Annotated in this window: 14 protein-coding genes and 1 pseudogene; 4 read left to right on the forward strand and 11 right to left on the reverse strand. The window is 61.1% G+C overall.

Annotation, left to right across the window (positions count from 1 at the left end; all coding sequences use genetic code 11):
• Positions 1-12 precede the first annotated feature (12 nt).
• On the forward strand, positions 13-693 hold the full coding sequence (locus LDZ27_RS23850; RefSeq protein ID WP_244817574.1) for a dihydrofolate reductase family protein: 681 nt from the start codon (positions 13-15) through the stop codon (positions 691-693).
• Between the two features lie 72 nt (positions 694-765).
• On the opposite strand, the gene LDZ27_RS23855 is transcribed toward LDZ27_RS23850, so the two are convergent.
• The 5 genes from LDZ27_RS23855 to LDZ27_RS23875 all read right to left on the reverse strand — a co-directional run bounded on the left by LDZ27_RS23855 (position 766) and on the right by LDZ27_RS23875 (position 4,656).
• Positions 766-1,560 (reverse strand): transporter substrate-binding domain-containing protein, encoded by a 795-nt coding sequence (locus LDZ27_RS23855; protein WP_244817575.1) that lies wholly within the window; start codon positions 1,558-1,560, stop codon positions 766-768.
• Positions 1,561-1,615: 55 nt separating this feature from the next.
• Complete coding sequence (locus LDZ27_RS23860) at positions 1,616-2,344, reverse strand: amino acid ABC transporter ATP-binding protein (protein ID WP_244817576.1); 729 nt, start codon at positions 2,342-2,344, stop codon at positions 1,616-1,618.
• Positions 2,328-2,981: an amino acid ABC transporter permease gene (locus LDZ27_RS23865; RefSeq protein WP_244817577.1), complete on the reverse strand. Its 654-nt coding sequence runs from the start codon at positions 2,979-2,981 to the stop codon at positions 2,328-2,330. The genes LDZ27_RS23860 and LDZ27_RS23865 overlap by 17 nt, the downstream gene beginning before the upstream one ends.
• Positions 2,978-3,724 carry an amino acid ABC transporter permease gene (locus LDZ27_RS23870; RefSeq protein WP_244817578.1) on the reverse strand — a complete coding sequence of 249 codons (747 nt, stop codon included), beginning with the start codon at positions 3,722-3,724 and terminating at the stop codon, positions 2,978-2,980. Before LDZ27_RS23870 ends, LDZ27_RS23865 begins: the two co-directional genes overlap by 4 nt.
• Before the next feature lie 83 nt (positions 3,725-3,807).
• Positions 3,808-4,656 carry an NAD(P)-dependent oxidoreductase gene (locus tag LDZ27_RS23875; RefSeq protein ID WP_244817579.1) on the reverse strand — a complete coding sequence of 283 codons (849 nt, stop codon included), beginning with the start codon at positions 4,654-4,656 and terminating at the stop codon, positions 3,808-3,810.
• Positions 4,657-4,795: 139 nt separating this feature from the next.
• Between LDZ27_RS23875 and LDZ27_RS23880 the strand changes: the two genes are divergently transcribed.
• A complete protein-coding gene (locus LDZ27_RS23880; RefSeq protein ID WP_244817580.1) occupies positions 4,796-5,569 on the forward strand; it encodes a FadR/GntR family transcriptional regulator in 774 nt (257 codons plus the stop codon).
• Between the two features lie 357 nt (positions 5,570-5,926).
• Here the strand turns inward: LDZ27_RS23880 and LDZ27_RS29105 are convergent.
• From LDZ27_RS29105 to LDZ27_RS23890, 3 genes and pseudogenes are all read right to left on the reverse strand, one after another.
• A pseudogene (locus LDZ27_RS29105) lies at positions 5,927-6,577 on the reverse strand (circularly permuted type 2 ATP-grasp protein); the annotation flags it as partial.
• Positions 6,578-6,601: 24 nt separating this feature from the next.
• Positions 6,602-6,955: a hypothetical protein gene (locus tag LDZ27_RS29110; RefSeq protein ID WP_370653464.1), complete on the reverse strand. Its 354-nt coding sequence runs from the start codon at positions 6,953-6,955 to the stop codon at positions 6,602-6,604.
• Between the two features lie 44 nt (positions 6,956-6,999).
• Positions 7,000-10,428 (reverse strand): DUF2126 domain-containing protein, encoded by a 3,429-nt coding sequence (locus tag LDZ27_RS23890; RefSeq protein ID WP_244817581.1) that lies wholly within the window; start codon positions 10,426-10,428, stop codon positions 7,000-7,002.
• Positions 10,429-10,558: 130 nt separating this feature from the next.
• Between LDZ27_RS23890 and LDZ27_RS23895 the strand changes: the two genes are divergently transcribed.
• On the forward strand, positions 10,559-11,620 hold the full coding sequence (locus LDZ27_RS23895; RefSeq protein WP_244817582.1) for a putative zinc-binding metallopeptidase: 1,062 nt from the start codon (positions 10,559-10,561) through the stop codon (positions 11,618-11,620).
• 9 nt (positions 11,621-11,629) lie between these two features.
• Here the strand turns inward: LDZ27_RS23895 and LDZ27_RS23900 are convergent, their stop codons facing one another.
• Genes LDZ27_RS23900 through LDZ27_RS23910 form a run of 3 tightly spaced genes read right to left on the reverse strand, consistent with a single transcriptional unit; the run spans position 11,630 to position 14,446 of the window.
• Entirely contained in the window at positions 11,630-12,667 is a 1,038-nt protein-coding gene (locus tag LDZ27_RS23900) for an alpha-E domain-containing protein (protein WP_244817583.1), read from the reverse strand.
• Positions 12,668-12,710: 43 nt separating this feature from the next.
• Positions 12,711-14,183 carry a circularly permuted type 2 ATP-grasp protein gene (locus tag LDZ27_RS23905; protein WP_244817584.1) on the reverse strand — a complete coding sequence of 491 codons (1,473 nt, stop codon included), beginning with the start codon at positions 14,181-14,183 and terminating at the stop codon, positions 12,711-12,713.
• A complete protein-coding gene (locus tag LDZ27_RS23910; RefSeq protein ID WP_244817585.1) occupies positions 14,180-14,446 on the reverse strand; it encodes a hypothetical protein in 267 nt (88 codons plus the stop codon). The genes LDZ27_RS23905 and LDZ27_RS23910 overlap by 4 nt, the downstream gene beginning before the upstream one ends.
• Before the next feature lie 163 nt (positions 14,447-14,609).
• Between LDZ27_RS23910 and LDZ27_RS23915 the strand changes: the two genes are divergently transcribed.
• Positions 14,610-15,317, forward strand: coding sequence for a YceH family protein (locus LDZ27_RS23915; RefSeq protein ID WP_244817586.1), 708 nt, complete (start codon positions 14,610-14,612; stop codon positions 15,315-15,317).
• Positions 15,318-15,350: the final 33 nt, after the last annotated feature.

Genomic DNA, 15,350 nt, shown 5'->3' on the forward strand with positions numbered 1-15,350 from the left:
ATTGGAGCGTTCATGCATATCGTTTGCCACATGATGTCGTCGGTCGATGGCCGCAGCCTGACCGATGGCTGGCATCTCGACTTCGCCTCGCCTTGCTACGAGGAAACAGCCGCGCGTTTCAAGGCCGACGCGTGGGTATGCGGCCGCGTCACGATGCAGGAAATCTCGCACGGCAAGGACCGCGATTATCCGCGCAGCCTCGCTAAAGGCGCCATTGCGCGGAGTGACTATTTCGCGGTGCGTGATGCAAGCCAGTACGCAATATCCATCGATCCAAAGGGACGCGTCGCGTGGAAATCGAACACGGCGCTGGACTCGCATATCGTCGAAGTCGTCGCTGAAACCGTAGAGGACGATTACCTCGCGTATCTGCAATCCATCGGCGCGTCATACGTCTTTGGCGGCAAAGAAGATATCGATCTCGGACGCGTGGTGCACACGCTGGAAAGCGAATTGAAGATCCGCAAGCTGATCGTCGAAGGCGGCGGCCATGTGTCGGGGGCCTTCGTCAATGCGCGACTGGCCGATGAAGTGAGCGTGCTGCTGATTCCGCTCGTCGACGGACGGGAAGCGCATCCGTCATCGTTCGAAGTCGCAATGGACAAGTGGCAGAAGCCCGCGTATCTCAAGCTCGAATCGGTGGAGAAGCTGGACAACGACGTAGTCTGGTTGCGCTATACGCGCAAGCCTTGACGTAGCTTCGCGCAACTCGAACGCAGTCAGTGCGACGGAGCAGGATCATGCCCCGCCGCACGCGCTAAAGCGTCAGCTTTTGCGCACGTTGTCCGGCAAGTCGCGACCGTGGTACTTCTTGTAGATCGCGTTCAGATTGCCGTTCTGCATATTCGTATGGACCCAGTTGTTGACCCATTCCTTGAGACGCGGCTGGTCCTTGTTCATCGCAATGCCGAGGTCGAAATTCTTTTGCTCGAATTTCATTTCGATGTGGCGCTGCGGCGCCCGGCGCTGCATTTCCTGCAGGTTGGACGGCGTGCTTGAGAAGATATCGATCTGACCGGTGACCATCGACGTAATGAGCGTCGCATCGTCCTCGTAGCGCTGGATTTGCGCGCCCTTCGCGAGTTGCGTCGTCAGCGTATCGTTGACGGTCGCGCGCGTCAGGCCGATCGTCTTGCCATCGAGATCCGCGTAGTCCTTCACCTTGATGCTGTTCAGACCGCCCACGATGATCGTGATGACCGCGTAAGGCACCGAGAAGTCCACGACCTTCGAGCGCTCCGGCGTGATCGACAAGTCCGCGACGACGAGGTCCGCGCGCTTCGCCTGCAGCGTCGGAATGCGCGCTGCGTTAGTGATTTGCACAAGTTCCAGCTTGACGCCGAGGTCCTTGGCGAGCGCGGCGGCCGTATCGACATCGGAGCCTGCCGGCTTGAGGTTTTCGTCCGCATAACTGAACAACGGCGTGCCCATTGCAATCGCCACGCGCACGACGCCTGCCTTCTTGATGTCGTCGAGCTGATCGGCCATGGCGCTCTGAACGACGCCTGCGAGCATCAATGCCGCCACACAGCTCCTTGCCACCCAATTCTTTGCTTTCAAGTGTGTCTCCATCGTTATTGATTGTGAATCGATGCGGTCGCGAGCGAGGCAACGCTCATAGACCGTTATCGAGGAATGCGCGCAATTCAGGCGTGCGAGGCGCGTCGAGCATGCCGCCATCGCCCACTTCCCATACCTTGCCGTGATGCATATAGATGATGCGGTCGGCCACGCGCTTCGCAAAGGCCATCTCGTGCGTGACGAGCAGCATCGTCATGCCGTCCGCTGCGAGGTCTTCCATCACGCGCAACACTTCGCCCGTGAGTTGCGGATCGAGCGCCGACGTCACTTCGTCGAACAACATGACCTTGGGAGACATTGCAAGCGAACGCGCAATCGCCACACGCTGCTGTTGCCCGCCCGACAATTGTTCCGGATATGCGTCGGCCTTTTGCGCGAGCCCGACTTGGTCGAGCACTTTCGTCGCGATGCGCTGCGCTTCGTCGCGCGATAGCTTCTTTACGTGACGCAGCGCAAGCATAATGTTTTCTTGCGCCGTGAGATGCGGAAAAAGGTTATAGCTCTGGAAGACGATGCCTACTTCCCGCCTGAGCCGATGCAGATCGACCTTTGGATCATCGACACGAATGCCGCATACCTCTATCTGCCCACGATCCACCGTTTCGAGGCGATCTATGCAGCGCAAGGCCGTGCTCTTGCCCGAACCGCTTGCGCCGATAACCGCGATCATCTCGCCCTTGTTCACTTCGAACGACACGCCTTTAAGAACGTGGTTAGCGCCGAAGCTCTTGTGAATGTCCTCGACCTTAACGATTGCCGACATTGAGCTTGTTCTCCATCGATTGGCTCCAGCGCGAAAGCGGATAGCACAGGACGAAATAGAAAGCGCCGACCAGTCCGAAGATGAGGAACGGCTGAAAGATCGAGTTGTTGATGATTTGCCCTGCCCGCGTCAATTCAATGAAGCCGATGACCGAAGCAAGCGAAGTCATCTTGATGAGCTGCACGAGAAAGCCGACCGTTGGCGGCAATGCAAGACGCATCGCCTGCGGAATGATGACGAGTCTCAGGCTTTGCCAGCGTGAAAGCGACAAACACTCGGCCGCTTCCCATTGCGGCTTCGGCATCGCTTGAACGCAGCCGCGCCAGATATCGCCGAGATAGGCGCTCGAATAGACCATTAAGGCGATGCCTGCGGCGACGAGTGCCGGCACCTGATAGCCGTAGACCGACAGCCCAAAGTACACAATGAACAGCAGGATGAGCAAGGGAATGCCTTGAATCGCCTCGATATAGACGAGCGCGCTGCGTGAGAGCCAGCGACGAGGCGAAATGCGCGCAAGCATTACGCCGAAGCCGCCTATTGCGCCCAGCACGAATGCGAGTGCGGAAAGCACGAGCGTCCAGCCGATCGATTGCACCAGATAAGTCAGATGCGAGAAGGTGAATCCACCGCTCATGCCGCACCTCCGGGTATGACGGTATCGATGCGTTCGGCATCGGGCGGCGCCTTGCCCGCTCGCCTTGCGGCAAGCCGGATCGCGCGACGGCGCTTGAAGATATGCTCGCCGACGCCCCATGCGGCGAGCTTGATGAGCAACGAAAGCGCGAGATACAAGGCCGCAACCACGATGTAGGTTTCAAGCGAGCGGAACGTATCGGACTGCACGGTGTTGGCCACGGCAGTGAGTTCTTCAGCCGATATCTGCGACGCGATCGCGGACGCCTGCATCATCAGAAGGAACTGGCTCGTGAGCGACGGATAAACCTTCTCGATCGAAGGTTGAAGCATCACATGCCAGCCGATACGCCATTTCGACAGTCCCAGGCATTCCGCCGCTTCGATTTGTCCGCGCGGCACCGATTCGAGGCCCGCGCGAATGATTTCGGCAGCATAGGCTCCGATGTTGATCGTCATCGCGAGCGCGGCGGCGGCGAAGGTCGGCATTCTCAAGCCAATGCTCGCGAGCCCGAAGTAAAGCAGGAATATCTGCACGAGGAATGGCGTGTTGCGCACCGCCTCGATGTAGATGATGCAAACGCGCGTGAGCACCGGCACCTTCGCGCGCTTGGCGAACGCTACGAGCATGCCCAGAATCAGCCCGAAAAACACGGCCACGCATGTCATCTTCAGCGTGAGCCACGCGCCTAACAGGAAGGTCGGCCAGTACGGCAACAACGGAGAGAAGTCGAGCGAAAACATGGATGATGTCCGGTGCGTCGTCGATGTATGACGACTGACTACGCGATGGCATTCATTATTCTGCACGCCGCATGCGGCATGCATTAAACCGGTGGCAGCGGATCGAAAGGTCCCATCGTCGTGAAGACGCCGCCCTGAAAAACTGCGACTGCATCGTCCGGCGCGGGCGGCGGTGCCGCTTCGATCTTTTGCCGAAACTGCTCCGAGGAATCGCGCGGTTCGAAGGCCAGGCACGCCGCCTCGCGGTTGTCCCACCACGTATGCGCGTTCGCCGACGCACCGAAGACGATCGTGTGGCCGACCGACGCCGTGAACAACGCACGCCGCAATAGCTCGACGAAGTCGTCACAACTCATCCAGGTTGCCATCATGCGGCGATCCTTCGGCTCGGGAAACACGGAGCCTATGCGAATGCTCACGGTCTCGATGCCATAACGATCGAAGTACAACTGCGCCATGTCCTCGCCGAACGACTTCGACAGGCCGTAATAACCGTCGGGACGCTTGCGCGCATCGGCATCGATTCGTTCGTCCTGCCGATAGAAGCCGGTGACGTGGTTCGAGCTTGCAAACACGACGCGCTTCACACTATGGCGCCGCGCCGCTTCATAAATATGGAAGACACCCTTGATGTTCGCCTCGAGAATCTCCTCGAACGGACGCTCGACTGAGACGCCGCCAAGATGAACGATCGCATCGCATCCCGCGACGAGCGTATCGACTGCGCGACGGTCAGCGAGATCGCAGGGCACGACCTCTTCGTTCGGCGCCGCATCGCTCGGCAGCACGCCGGGCAAATCGGAAATTCGAATGCATTGTGCAAATTTGGCGACGCGATGCCGAACTGCGCGGCCAATGCCGCCTGCCGCGCCTGTCAGCAGCAAGCGGCCGTAGCCGCCGCCCTGCTCGGCCGTGCCGTGAGGATGTGCCATGCCTGTCGTCTCCGCTGTGAGTGCCGCTAGGGATTACCCTGCGCGCCTCTTCTTGTACGTTGTCATATCACCGCATGGCGCATATCATCATTTACCGCCTGATTTGTCAATGATTGTCAAAACCATGTTCAGGAGCGCCGTGACGCCTTCGCCCCAATCGCTTGCCGGCATCAACGCATCGCCCGTCGCGGCGGACGTCCCCTCGCCGCCCGTCACTGGCGCACGACGCAGTCTCACCGCGCAAGTCGTCGATGCGCTGCGTGCGCAAATCGAATCGCGCACGCTTTCGGCCGGCACTCGAATCGCCACTGAAGCCGAGATGGTGCAACGCTTCGGCGTGAGCCGGACAGTGGTACGCGAAGCGTTGTCGCGCCTGCAAGCGGCCGGTCTCGTCGAGACACGGCATGGCATCGGCACGTTCGTATGCGAGAGCGTGACGCAACCGCTGCTACAGCTCGATCCCGCCGATGTCGCTGGATCGATGGACGCGCTCGCGATTCTCGAACTACGCATCAGCCTCGAAACCGAAAGCGCCGGACTGGCGGCGATGCGCCGCGACGCCGCGCGGCTTGCAACGATGCGCTCGGCCCTCGAAGACTTCGCGAAGCGCGTCGACGAAGTCTCCGGCACGCTCTCGCCCGATTTCCGCTTTCACCTTGAGATCGCGCACGCGACGGGTAACCGGTACTTCGTGGAGATCATGGAACATCTCGGAGTCCGAATGTTTCCGCGCACACGCTTGACCGCCACTTCCATACCGCAGGAAGAATACGCCGACTACCTGCTCCGCGTGAATCGAGAGCACGAACAGATCGCCGACGCCATCGAGCGCGGCGATGCCGATTCCGCGCGCACCGCGATGCGCCTGCATCTGATCAATAGCCGCGAGCGGCTTCGCCGGGCGCAACGCTGAGTGAACCTGCGCGGCGAGCGAAGCAGCATGACGGAAATAGCGTGCGCTGACTTCGTTGGACGCCGCACTCGCAGATGCCGCGAGCCGCTCGCATAAAGCAAATGACCTTCGTATGACGTCCGTCGTCGCGGGCCTCGCACAACGCGTCGACGTCTGGATATGCTTCGGTGTCCAAATATATTTGGACATCGTGCGCATGAGGCGCCCTACTTCCGACGGCCGCCATCTCGCCGAGCTTCTTGCGCAACCGCGAAGCCACGCCAAACAGCCCGCGCGGGCGCGACGAGGCGGCCATGCGCTTGCAACGACGCGCAGGAACGTCGCCATCGTCGCAAGGCGCTCGATCATCCTGCCGATGAAGATCATCCGCCACGCTTCGTCGCGCGTCATGCGGTCCGCTTGCGCGCCGCTGATCGCGAGAAGCTGCGTGGAGAGATGTTCGAGCGCGGCCGCCAGCATCACGCGGTCATAGTCTCGGGCCGCATCGGGCAGTACAAGCCCGAGCCGCGCGAGCGCATCGCCGAAGTCATTGCGCGCGGCGAGGATGGTGCGCCAGTGATCGGTGGACAGCCTGTCGCGTATCTCGCCGCAAGCGCGCGCCTGAAGTAAGTCTCGCTGAATGGTCCTGGACTCAGGAGCGATATGAGGCGCATCGCGCGCTTCGCCTTCGTCCTCGCGCATCGTTGCGCGCGCTTCATGCGCGAGCGTCGCGACGAGTTGCGCATACGTTTCCGCGAGCCGCTTGACATGCATCGCGCGGAACGGCTCCGTGAATAGACGCGCAACGATCATGCGATTTCCGAGCGCGTAGCCGAGCCCAGACGGCGCTTCGGTGCGATGCGAGATGACCGTCCATGCACCGGATGGCGAGCGCACGAGATCGACCGCGACGATCTGCAGATACCGCCCTCCAGGCGGCATATAGCCCTTCATCGCGCGTAGATAGCCGGGATGCCCGAACACGAGCGCGCCGGGCAACAGTCCGCGCTGCAGGAGCGTGTGCGCCATAGGTATCGGCGACGATGGCTTCCATCAATCGCGCACGCTGAACGACGCGCGTTCGATTACCGCCCACTCGCTTTCGCCGATCAGCAAGGGCAATAGGTCGAGCGACCATGCGCGCGGCTTGCCGTTGTCCGCATAGACGTTGCACGTGATGTCGTTGCCGCGCACTTGCCGGGCGACGGCGGCCACGCCATCGTCGAGCCGCGTTATGCCGTGCTCGCCGAGCAGTTCGAAGAAGCGGCGCCACGGCGCACGCATCTGTCCCGACGCATCGCGCAGTTCGTCCCAATGCCCCTCGCGCGCGGGCAACGTGCGCAAGCGCGATAAGGCATCGTTGCCGTTGGCCGTGTCATCGAACGGCAGTGTCGATTGAAAGGCCAAGGTCGTCTCGTGTTTATTGAATACCGGCTGCGCTCGATGGCCGCTCAACGATGCCGCAGGTCCAGCGTGAACGGGAATTCGAGGCCGCGCTCGCGATGCTGCACGTGCACTGCGCCGGGCGTATGTCCGCTCGCGAAAAAGCGCGCACGCCGGCGGCTTTCGGCTTCGTAGGCGTTCACGGGGAACGTTAGATAGTTGCGCCCGCCCGGATGCGCGACGTGATATTGGCATCCGCCGATTGCGCGGCCCGTCCATGTATCGACGATATCGAAGGTCAGCGGCGCGTGCGCGCCAATGGTCGGATGCAGCGACGCGGCTTGCGACCACGCGCGAAAACGCACGCCCGCCACGTACTCGCTGATGCGCCCTGTCGGTTGCAGCGGCAACCGCTCGCCATTGACCGTGACGACATGCCGATCGCCGTTGAGCCCGAGCACGCGCACTTCGAGCCTTTCGACAGACGAATCCACATAACCCACGGTACCGCCGATCGCGCCTTCCTCGCCGAGGACGTGCCACGGCTCCAGCGCATTGCGAATGGTGAGCGCGATGCCATTCGTTTCATACGCGCCGACAAGTGGAAAACGGAATTCAAAATGCGGTTCGAACCAATTCCGTTCGAACGCAAAGCCCGTTTCGCGCAAGTCGGCCAGCACGTCGTCGAAATCCATCTGCACGAAAGCGCCCAGCATGAAACGGTCGTGGAGCTCGGTGCCCCAGCGCGTGAGCCGCGTGCGATACGGCGCCTCCCAGAAGCGAGCGACGAGCGCGCGCAACAGGAGTTGTTGCACGAGGCTCATGCGCGCGTGCGGTGGCATTTCGAAGCCGCGTAATTCGAGCAGACCGAGCCGCCCCGTTGGTTCGTCGGGCGAATAGAGCTTGTCGATGCAGAATTCGGCGCGGTGCGTGTCGCCGGTTACGTCGGTCAGAATGTTGCGCAAAATGCGATCGATAAGCCATGGCGGCACCACGGCGCTGCCTCGTCCGCCAAGCGAATCGATCTGGTGCTGCAGTTCCGCAAACGCTATTTCCAGCTCGTAGACCTGATCGTTGCGCGCTTCGTCCACGCGGGGCGCCTGGCTCGTCGGGCCGATGGACAGGCCGGAAAAGAGCATCGAAAGCGAGGGATGGTTATGCCAGTACGCGATAAGGCTCGCGAGCAGGTCCGGGCGTCGCAGGAACGGACTGTCAGGCGGCGTGGCCCCGCCCAGCACGAAGTGATTCCCGCCTCCGGTGCCGGTGTGCCGTCCATCGAGCATGAATTTCTCGGGACTCAGATAGCACTCGTGCGCCGCGCCGTAGAGAAACTCGGTGCGCTCCATGAGTTCCTTCCAATTCGATGCCGGATGAATGTTCACTTCGATGACGCCGGGGTCGGGCGTGACCTGCAGCATCTTGAGACGCGCATCGCGCGGCGGCGGATAGCCTTCGATGATGACGGGTATCGCGAGATCGGCGGCCGTGGCGTCGACGGCGGCAAGCAGATCGAGGTAGTCGTCGATTGCAACGAGCGGCGGCATGAACACATGCATCAGCTTGTTGCCGTTCTCGCCCTTCTCGAGCGTCGCGGCTTCGACTTTAGGGCCGGCGGCGCGAGCCGGATCGCGCGCTTCCAAGCACACCGCCGTGCGTGCGATCCAGCCGGCCGACTCCCCTCGTTCGGGCACGCGACCGGTGTCGGCGCTCAGCGCTTCTCGTGGCATTTTGCGTTTTGCATGCTGCGCGCCGGATGCAATATCCGATTTCGGGCATTGCATGCGTAGCTCGGCGGCGCGCCGGCGCGGAGTCGGCGGCCCGAACGGATCGCGTTCGTGCGGCCACGGATAGTCGCTCTCCGACACCCACGGCAGAGAGTCCAGCGGCAAGCGATAGCCCATCGGTGAATCGCCGGGAACGAGGTACATGCGCTCGTCGCGGAAGAACCACGGACCGGTGGTCCAGCGCGACGGCCCCGATCCGCCGGCGTCGTCCCGCGCGATCGGCAGCGCATATCCCGTCACCGAAGACAAACCGGAATCGAACACCTGGCGCAAGCGCACGCGCTCGAGTTCGTCGTCGAGACGCGAATCGAACGGATCGACGTTCACCGGAAGGCGCCGCTCGCGCCACAGGTAGTACCAGGTGTCCTCGTATCCGGGCTGAATGAATTTTGTATCCAAAGATAGCTTGCCCGCGAGATGACGGATGAAGCGCGCCGCATCGTCCGCCGTATAACTCGCGGGCCGGCGCTCGTCGGCAAGAAGGTCCGGATTTTCCCAGCAAGGTCCGCCGTCGGCTCGCCAGAACAGCGAGAGCGCCCAGCGCGGCAACTGCTCGCCCGGATACCACTTGCCTTGCCCCATATGCAGAAAACCACCCGCGCCGTATTGCCGGCGCAGCTTGTCCATCAGCGCTACGGCGTAGGCGCGCTTGGTAGGCCCGAGCGCATCGGTGTTCCATTCCGGTGCGTCGCGGTCGCGCGCGCAGACGAAAGTCGGCTCGCCACCCATCGTGAGCCGCACGTCGGATGCATCCAGTTGCGCATCCACCTGCGCCCCCACGCGCAAGACCGCGGCCCAGTCTTCCTCGCTATAGGGCTTCGTTACGCGCGGCGTCTCGCGCACGCGGGCAATCGACATCTCGTGGCTGAACTCGACCTCGCATTCGTCGACTGCACCGGAAACGGGCGCCGCGCTACCCGGCTCGGGCGTACATGCAACCGGAATGTGGCCTTCGCCTGCGAGCAGGCCCGATGTGGTGTCCAGGCCGATCCAGCCCGCGCCCGGCAAAAACACTTCGCACCATGCATGCAGATCGGTGAAGTCCGCTTCGGTGCCGCTAGGACCATCGAGCGACTTGATATCGGGCGCGAGCTGCAACAGATAGCCCGACACAAAACGCGCCGCAAGTCCGAGATGCCTTAGCGTCTCGACGAGCAGCCAGCCCGAATCGCGGCAAGAACCCACAGCGCTCTCAAGCGTCTCCTCGGGCGTCTGCACGCCCGGTTCCATGCGAAGCAGGTAGCGGATCTCGCGCGCAAGCCGTTGATTGAGGCCGACAAGAAAATCCACCGTCGGTTGCGCTGCGCGGTCTATGCTCTCGACGAAGGCCGCAAAGCGCGGCGTCATCGCGCGCTTGACCATGTAAGGCGCGAGATCGCGATGCAGCTCCGGCGCATAACTGAAGGGAAACGTTTCCGCAGACGGCTCGAGAAAGAAATCGAACGGGTTATAGACGGCCATCTCTGCGACGAGGTCCACCGTCACCGTGAACTCACGCGTCTTCTCGGGAAAGACGAGGCGCGCCTGATAATTCGCAAAGGCATCCTGCTGCCAGTTGATGAAGTGTTCTGCCGGCTCGACGCGCATCGAGAAAGACAGGATCGGCGTGCGGCAATGCGGTGCCGGCCGCAAGCGGACCACCTGCGGCGAAAGACCCACGAACCGGTCATAGCGATATTGCGTGACATGGTTCAACGCGACACGAATGGACACTCCAACTCCTTTTCTCGGTTTTCACGCTTGCGCGCATTGTCTTCGACAGCGCACGCCGGCGGCACGTTCTTTGCAATGCTCGGCCTGACTAACGCAATCTCTGCCTCTACCACCTGTTTCGGCGCATACGATGAAGACCTTCCACTGCAACCGCTGCGATCAGCTGGTGTTTTTCGAAAACACCCATTGCGAGAATTGCGGCGCGCAACTCGGCTATGTTCCCGAACTGAGTCAGATCAGCGCATTCGACGTCACGAAAGATGGCAAGTGGCAGAGCCTGCATCCGCTCGCTAAAGATTTGCTTTACCGCCCTTGCTACAACTATGCGGTCGAGAACGTCTGCAACTGGATGGTTCGCGCCGATTGCGAAGAAACACTGTGCGCGTCGTGCCAACTGACGAGCACCATCCCCAATCTCGCGACGCCGGAAAACCGACTCTACTGGTATCGCCTCGAAGCCGCCAAGCGCCGTCTGCTCTACACGCTTGCCGATCTTGGCCTGACTGTCCAGTCGCGCCAGCAAGACCCTGAACACGGCCTCGAATTTCAGTTTCTCCAAGGCGACGCGGAAGGGCACGGTGTAATGACAGGCCATAGCAACGGCATCATTACGCTCAACGTCGCGGAGGCAGACGACGCGCATCGCGAGAGAGTACGCTCCGCGCTTCACGAGCCGTATCGCACGCTGCTCGGTCATTTTCGTCATGAAACGGGGCACTATTTCTTTGACCGCCTGATTGCCGATACCCCGCGCATCGCGCCGTTTCGCACCGCTTTCGGCGACGAGCAACAGGACTATGCCGCCGCGCTCGATCGTCACTACAAGGAAGGCCCGCCGCCGAACTGGGCGGAGAACTACATCAGCGCCTACGCCACGATGCATCCGTGGGAAGACTGGGCTGAAACGTGGGCGCACTATCTGCATATCGTCGATACGCTCGACACCGCTGTGTCCTGCGGCCTCGCGCTCGTGCCGGACAGTCCACACGAACCCACGCTTACGGACCAGACGCCAATCGAGGAAACCACTTTCGATAACCTCATGAAGCGCTGGTTTCCGCTGACCTATGTGCTCAACAGTCTCAACCGCAGTCTCGGCATGCCGGACGGCTATCCGTTCGCGCTCGCACCGCCCGTGATAGACAAGCTGCGCTTCGTGCATCGTGTCGTGGCGGCGGCCGCAAAGCGCTAAAGGCACGGCTTAGCTCGACGAGCTTTGCGACTGGAATTGCGATTGCGTCTCTGCAGATGATGTCTGCGGCGCTAGCGGTGCTTCAGGCGCTTCATGATCTTCGGGCGCAAGAGGCAAGAGAAACTCGCGACTGATGGTGCTCGCGAGTTGGTTCACTCGCGCGAGGAAATCGACGAGATAGGCATGCAGCCCGCCTTGCAGAATGTCGCCGATATCCGCGCCCCGAATCTCTGCGCTCAGTTTCACCGCCAGCCGCGCGGCTGCGCTATCGCGTCCTTGAGTGACATGCGCCACGAGTTGCTCGGCCTCCGCGATGCTTGCCGCCAGCGAACGGGGCCAATCGCGGTAAAGAATCAGCAAGTCCGCCACGCGCTCGGGCGTGATGACATCGCGATAAACCCTTCGATACACCTCGAATCCGGATACCGAGCCAAGCACCGCCGTCCAGTGGTGGTAATCGAACGGCTGCGCGGACGTATCCGCGCGCTGCTCCATCATTTCGAATTTAACGTCGAGAATACGCGCCGTATTGTCCGCGCGTTCGATGAACGTCCCTAAACGCATGAAGTGGAAAGCGTCGTCTTTTACGAGCGTCCCGAGTTGCACGCCGCGCGAGAGATGCGAGCGAAATTTGACCCACTCGAAGAACGCATACGGCTCGCGTTCAAGAATGCCATCGGCAAGCATGCGCTGACAATCGAGCCACGTCGTATTGAGCGTTTCCCATAGCTCGCTATTGGTCGAGCTACGCACCGCACGCGCGTTTTCCCGTGCCGCGCGCAGGCAGCTCACGATCGACGAGGGATTCGACATGTCGCGCACCATGAAGTCGATGACATCGCGGCTCCTCATCGTCCGGTGCGCAGCCGAATACGTGCCGCTCAATTCGGAAATAGACAGCATCGCGCGCCAGCCCAATTCGGCATATTCGTCGGACTGCGGCAAGAGCGAGAGCTGGTAATTCGCGTCTAGCATGCGCGCGGTGTTTTCGGCGCGTTCGGTATAGCGCGCCATCCAGAAAAGATGATCCGCGGTGCGGCTAAGCATGGATAGTCTCGCTCGTATGTTTTGGTGATTCCTCAGCGCGCGCCTAGCGTTCCAGCACCCATGTGTCCTTGGTGCCGCCGCCTTGCGACGAATTGACGACGAGCGAGCCTTCTCGCAATGCCACGCGCGTGAGACCGCCCGGCACCATGCGGACCTCGGTGCCCGACAACACGAACGGACGCAGGTCGATATGGCGCGGCGCAATTCCCGCTTCGACATACGTAGGGCAAGTGGAAAGCGCGAGCGTTGGCTGCGCGATGTATTTGTCGGGATTGGCCTTGAGCGCCGCGCGAAAAGCCTCTATCTGCGCGCTTGTCGATGACGGTCCGACCAACATGCCATAACCGCCCGCGCCGTGCGTTTCCTTGACGACGAGTTCGGGCAAGTGATCGAGCACGTACTTGAGATCGTCGGCCTTGCGGCACATCCACGTCGGCACGTTGTTGAGAATCGGCTCCTCACCGAGATAGAAGCGCACCATGTCCGGCACGTAGGGATAAATGGATTTGTCGTCGGCTATGCCCGTTCCCACTGCATTGCAAAGAGAGACATTGCCCGCCCTGTACGCGGAGATCAGACCCGCCACGCCCAGGGCGGAATCCGCGCGAAAGACGAGTGGGTCGAGAAAGTCATCGTCGATGCGCCGATAGATGACGTCGACTTTCTGCGGCCCATGCGTCGTTCGCATGTAGACGTGATCGTTTTCGACGAAGAGGTCCTGCCCCTCCACCAACTCCACGCCCATTTGCTGCGCAAGAAAAGCATGCTCGAAATAGGCCGAGTTATACATGCCGGGCGTCATCACGACGATGGTGGGATGGTCGGCTGCGGCAGGCGCGGCTGCGCGCAACGTATCGAGCAGCAAGTCCGGATAGTGCGTCACGGGCGCGACGCGGTTACGCGCGAACAGATCGGGAAAGAGCCGCATCATCATCTTGCGGTTTTCCAGCATGTACGAGACGCCCGATGGCACGCGCAGATTGTCTTCGAGCACATAGAACTCGCCTTGCCCGGCGCGCACGATATCGATGCCCGCGATGTGGGCATAGATGTTCCGCGCGACATCGACGCCGCGCATCTGCGGCCGATACTGCGCGTTGCCTATGATCTGCGCTTCGGGAATGATGCCGGCACGAAGGATGTCCTGGTCGTGGTAGATGTCGTGGATGAAGCGATTCAGCGCATTCACCCGTTGTCGAAGGCCCCGCTCCAGCGCCTTCCATTCGTCGGCGGGAAAGATGCGCGGTATGACATCGAAGGGAATGGTGCGCTCGGGAATCATGCCCGGCACGTCGCTCGTGCCATAGACGGCGAATGTGATTCCCACGCGGCGAAAATTCAGATCGGCTTCGGCACGCTTGATCTCGATGTGCTGATCGCTTTGCGCACTCAACCAGTCCATGAATTCCCGGTAATGCGTGCGCGTCGCACCGACGCCGCGAAAAGCCGAAGCCGGCACTCCGCGCGCCTCTAGGTCGTTGCGCTCGAACATCTCGTTGAAGAAGACTTGCGTCATGGCCGGTCTTTCCTGTCAAGTGCGTCGTGGGACGGCAATCCTTTTTGGTTAATGTTCTGGTTGCACTCGCAATGACTTGAAGAGCCTGACGATGTGGCTTGCCCGCATGATCGTTCGATACGCTCGGCAAGCGTTTCATAGGCGACCTCTAAGCGCGCGATGCCGGTTGCAGTTTTTGCATCGATTGCGCGGGTGGCCCAGTGCCGCAATGGAACGAGCAACTTCAATGCCATGAATAGCTTTGCGCTAACTGCTTGAAACATCGTGGCGTCGTTGCGCCGCCGTGCGTTTCTGCACCAAATGGGCGCGCCATTGCTGGATGCGCATAGTGCGCGTGACGGTCGCGTGCCACACCGAGGTGCGTTGCCTGCGCCTGGCGGCGCAGCGCCGGTATCATAGGCGTCTTACCGCCTTGCCCGATCGTCCATGAATACACCTTCCGCAAGCTCAGTGCGTCCGCCTTTGCGAGAACTTACGCCGCTAGAAGCGCGTGTGCTTGGCGTGCTCGTCGAGAAGCAGCACACGGTCCCGGATACCTATCCGCTATCGCTCAATTCGCTCACCGCGGGCTGCAATCAGAAAACGGCGCGCGCTCCGGTCATGAACGTCAGCGAAGATGAAGTGCTGACCACCATCGACGGTCTCAAGCGCCTTTCGCTCGTCATCGAAGGCAGCAGCAGCCGCGTCCCGCGCTTCGAGCACAACGTTCAGCGCGTCCTTGGGGTGCCGAGCCAATCCGTCGCCTTGCTTGCCACGCTTTTCTTGCGCGGACCTCAAACCGCCGCCGAACTGCGTGCGAACAGTGCACGCCTGCATGGTTTCGCGGATATATCGTCAGTCGAAAGTTTCCTTGAAGAGCTTGCGACAAACGATCCGCCGCGTGTCGTAAAGTTGCCACGCGTGCCGGGCGAGCGCGAAAGCCGCTGGATGCATCTGCTGTGCGGCGAAGTGAGCGCTCCGGATACTCCCGTTGGCGAAGCGTCCGCCAGCGAGTCGTATTCGCTCTCGGAATTCGAGGCACTCAAGGCAGAACAGAAACGCCTCGTTCATGAAGTGGCTCTCTTGCGGGCAATGGTCGAGCGTATGGCTAGCGAATTAGGCATCGAGATTGGCAAATCGTCGCCTGAAGCGTGATGCATCCGCTGACGCCCGCGCCCCTCGTCACTA

It is taken from the genome of Caballeronia sp. Lep1P3, from assembly GCF_022879595.1.
In the GTDB taxonomy this organism is placed as follows: Bacteria; Pseudomonadota; Gammaproteobacteria; order Burkholderiales; family Burkholderiaceae; genus Caballeronia.

Excerpts from the sequence above, each read along its gene's own strand:
- LDZ27_RS23850 (WP_244817574.1), top strand. The coding sequence starts at position 13 with ATGCATATCGTTTGCCACATGATGTCGTCGGTCGATGGCCGCAGCCTG.
- LDZ27_RS23860 (WP_244817576.1), bottom strand. The coding sequence starts at position 2,344 with ATGTCGGCAATCGTTAAGGTCGAGGACATTCACAAGAGCTTCGGCGCT.
- LDZ27_RS23865 (WP_244817577.1), bottom strand. The coding sequence starts at position 2,981 with ATGAGCGGTGGATTCACCTTCTCGCATCTGACTTATCTGGTGCAATCG.
- LDZ27_RS23870 (WP_244817578.1), bottom strand. The coding sequence starts at position 3,724 with ATGTTTTCGCTCGACTTCTCTCCGTTGTTGCCGTACTGGCCGACCTTC.
- LDZ27_RS23875 (WP_244817579.1), bottom strand. The coding sequence starts at position 4,656 with ATGGCACATCCTCACGGCACGGCCGAGCAGGGCGGCGGCTACGGCCGC.
- LDZ27_RS23895 (WP_244817582.1), top strand. The coding sequence starts at position 10,559 with ATGAAGACCTTCCACTGCAACCGCTGCGATCAGCTGGTGTTTTTCGAA.
- LDZ27_RS23900 (WP_244817583.1), bottom strand. The coding sequence starts at position 12,667 with ATGCTTAGCCGCACCGCGGATCATCTTTTCTGGATGGCGCGCTATACC.
- LDZ27_RS23905 (WP_244817584.1), bottom strand. The coding sequence starts at position 14,183 with ATGACGCAAGTCTTCTTCAACGAGATGTTCGAGCGCAACGACCTAGAG.
- LDZ27_RS23910 (WP_244817585.1), bottom strand. The coding sequence starts at position 14,446 with ATGTTTCAAGCAGTTAGCGCAAAGCTATTCATGGCATTGAAGTTGCTC.
- LDZ27_RS23915 (WP_244817586.1), top strand. The coding sequence starts at position 14,610 with ATGAATACACCTTCCGCAAGCTCAGTGCGTCCGCCTTTGCGAGAACTT.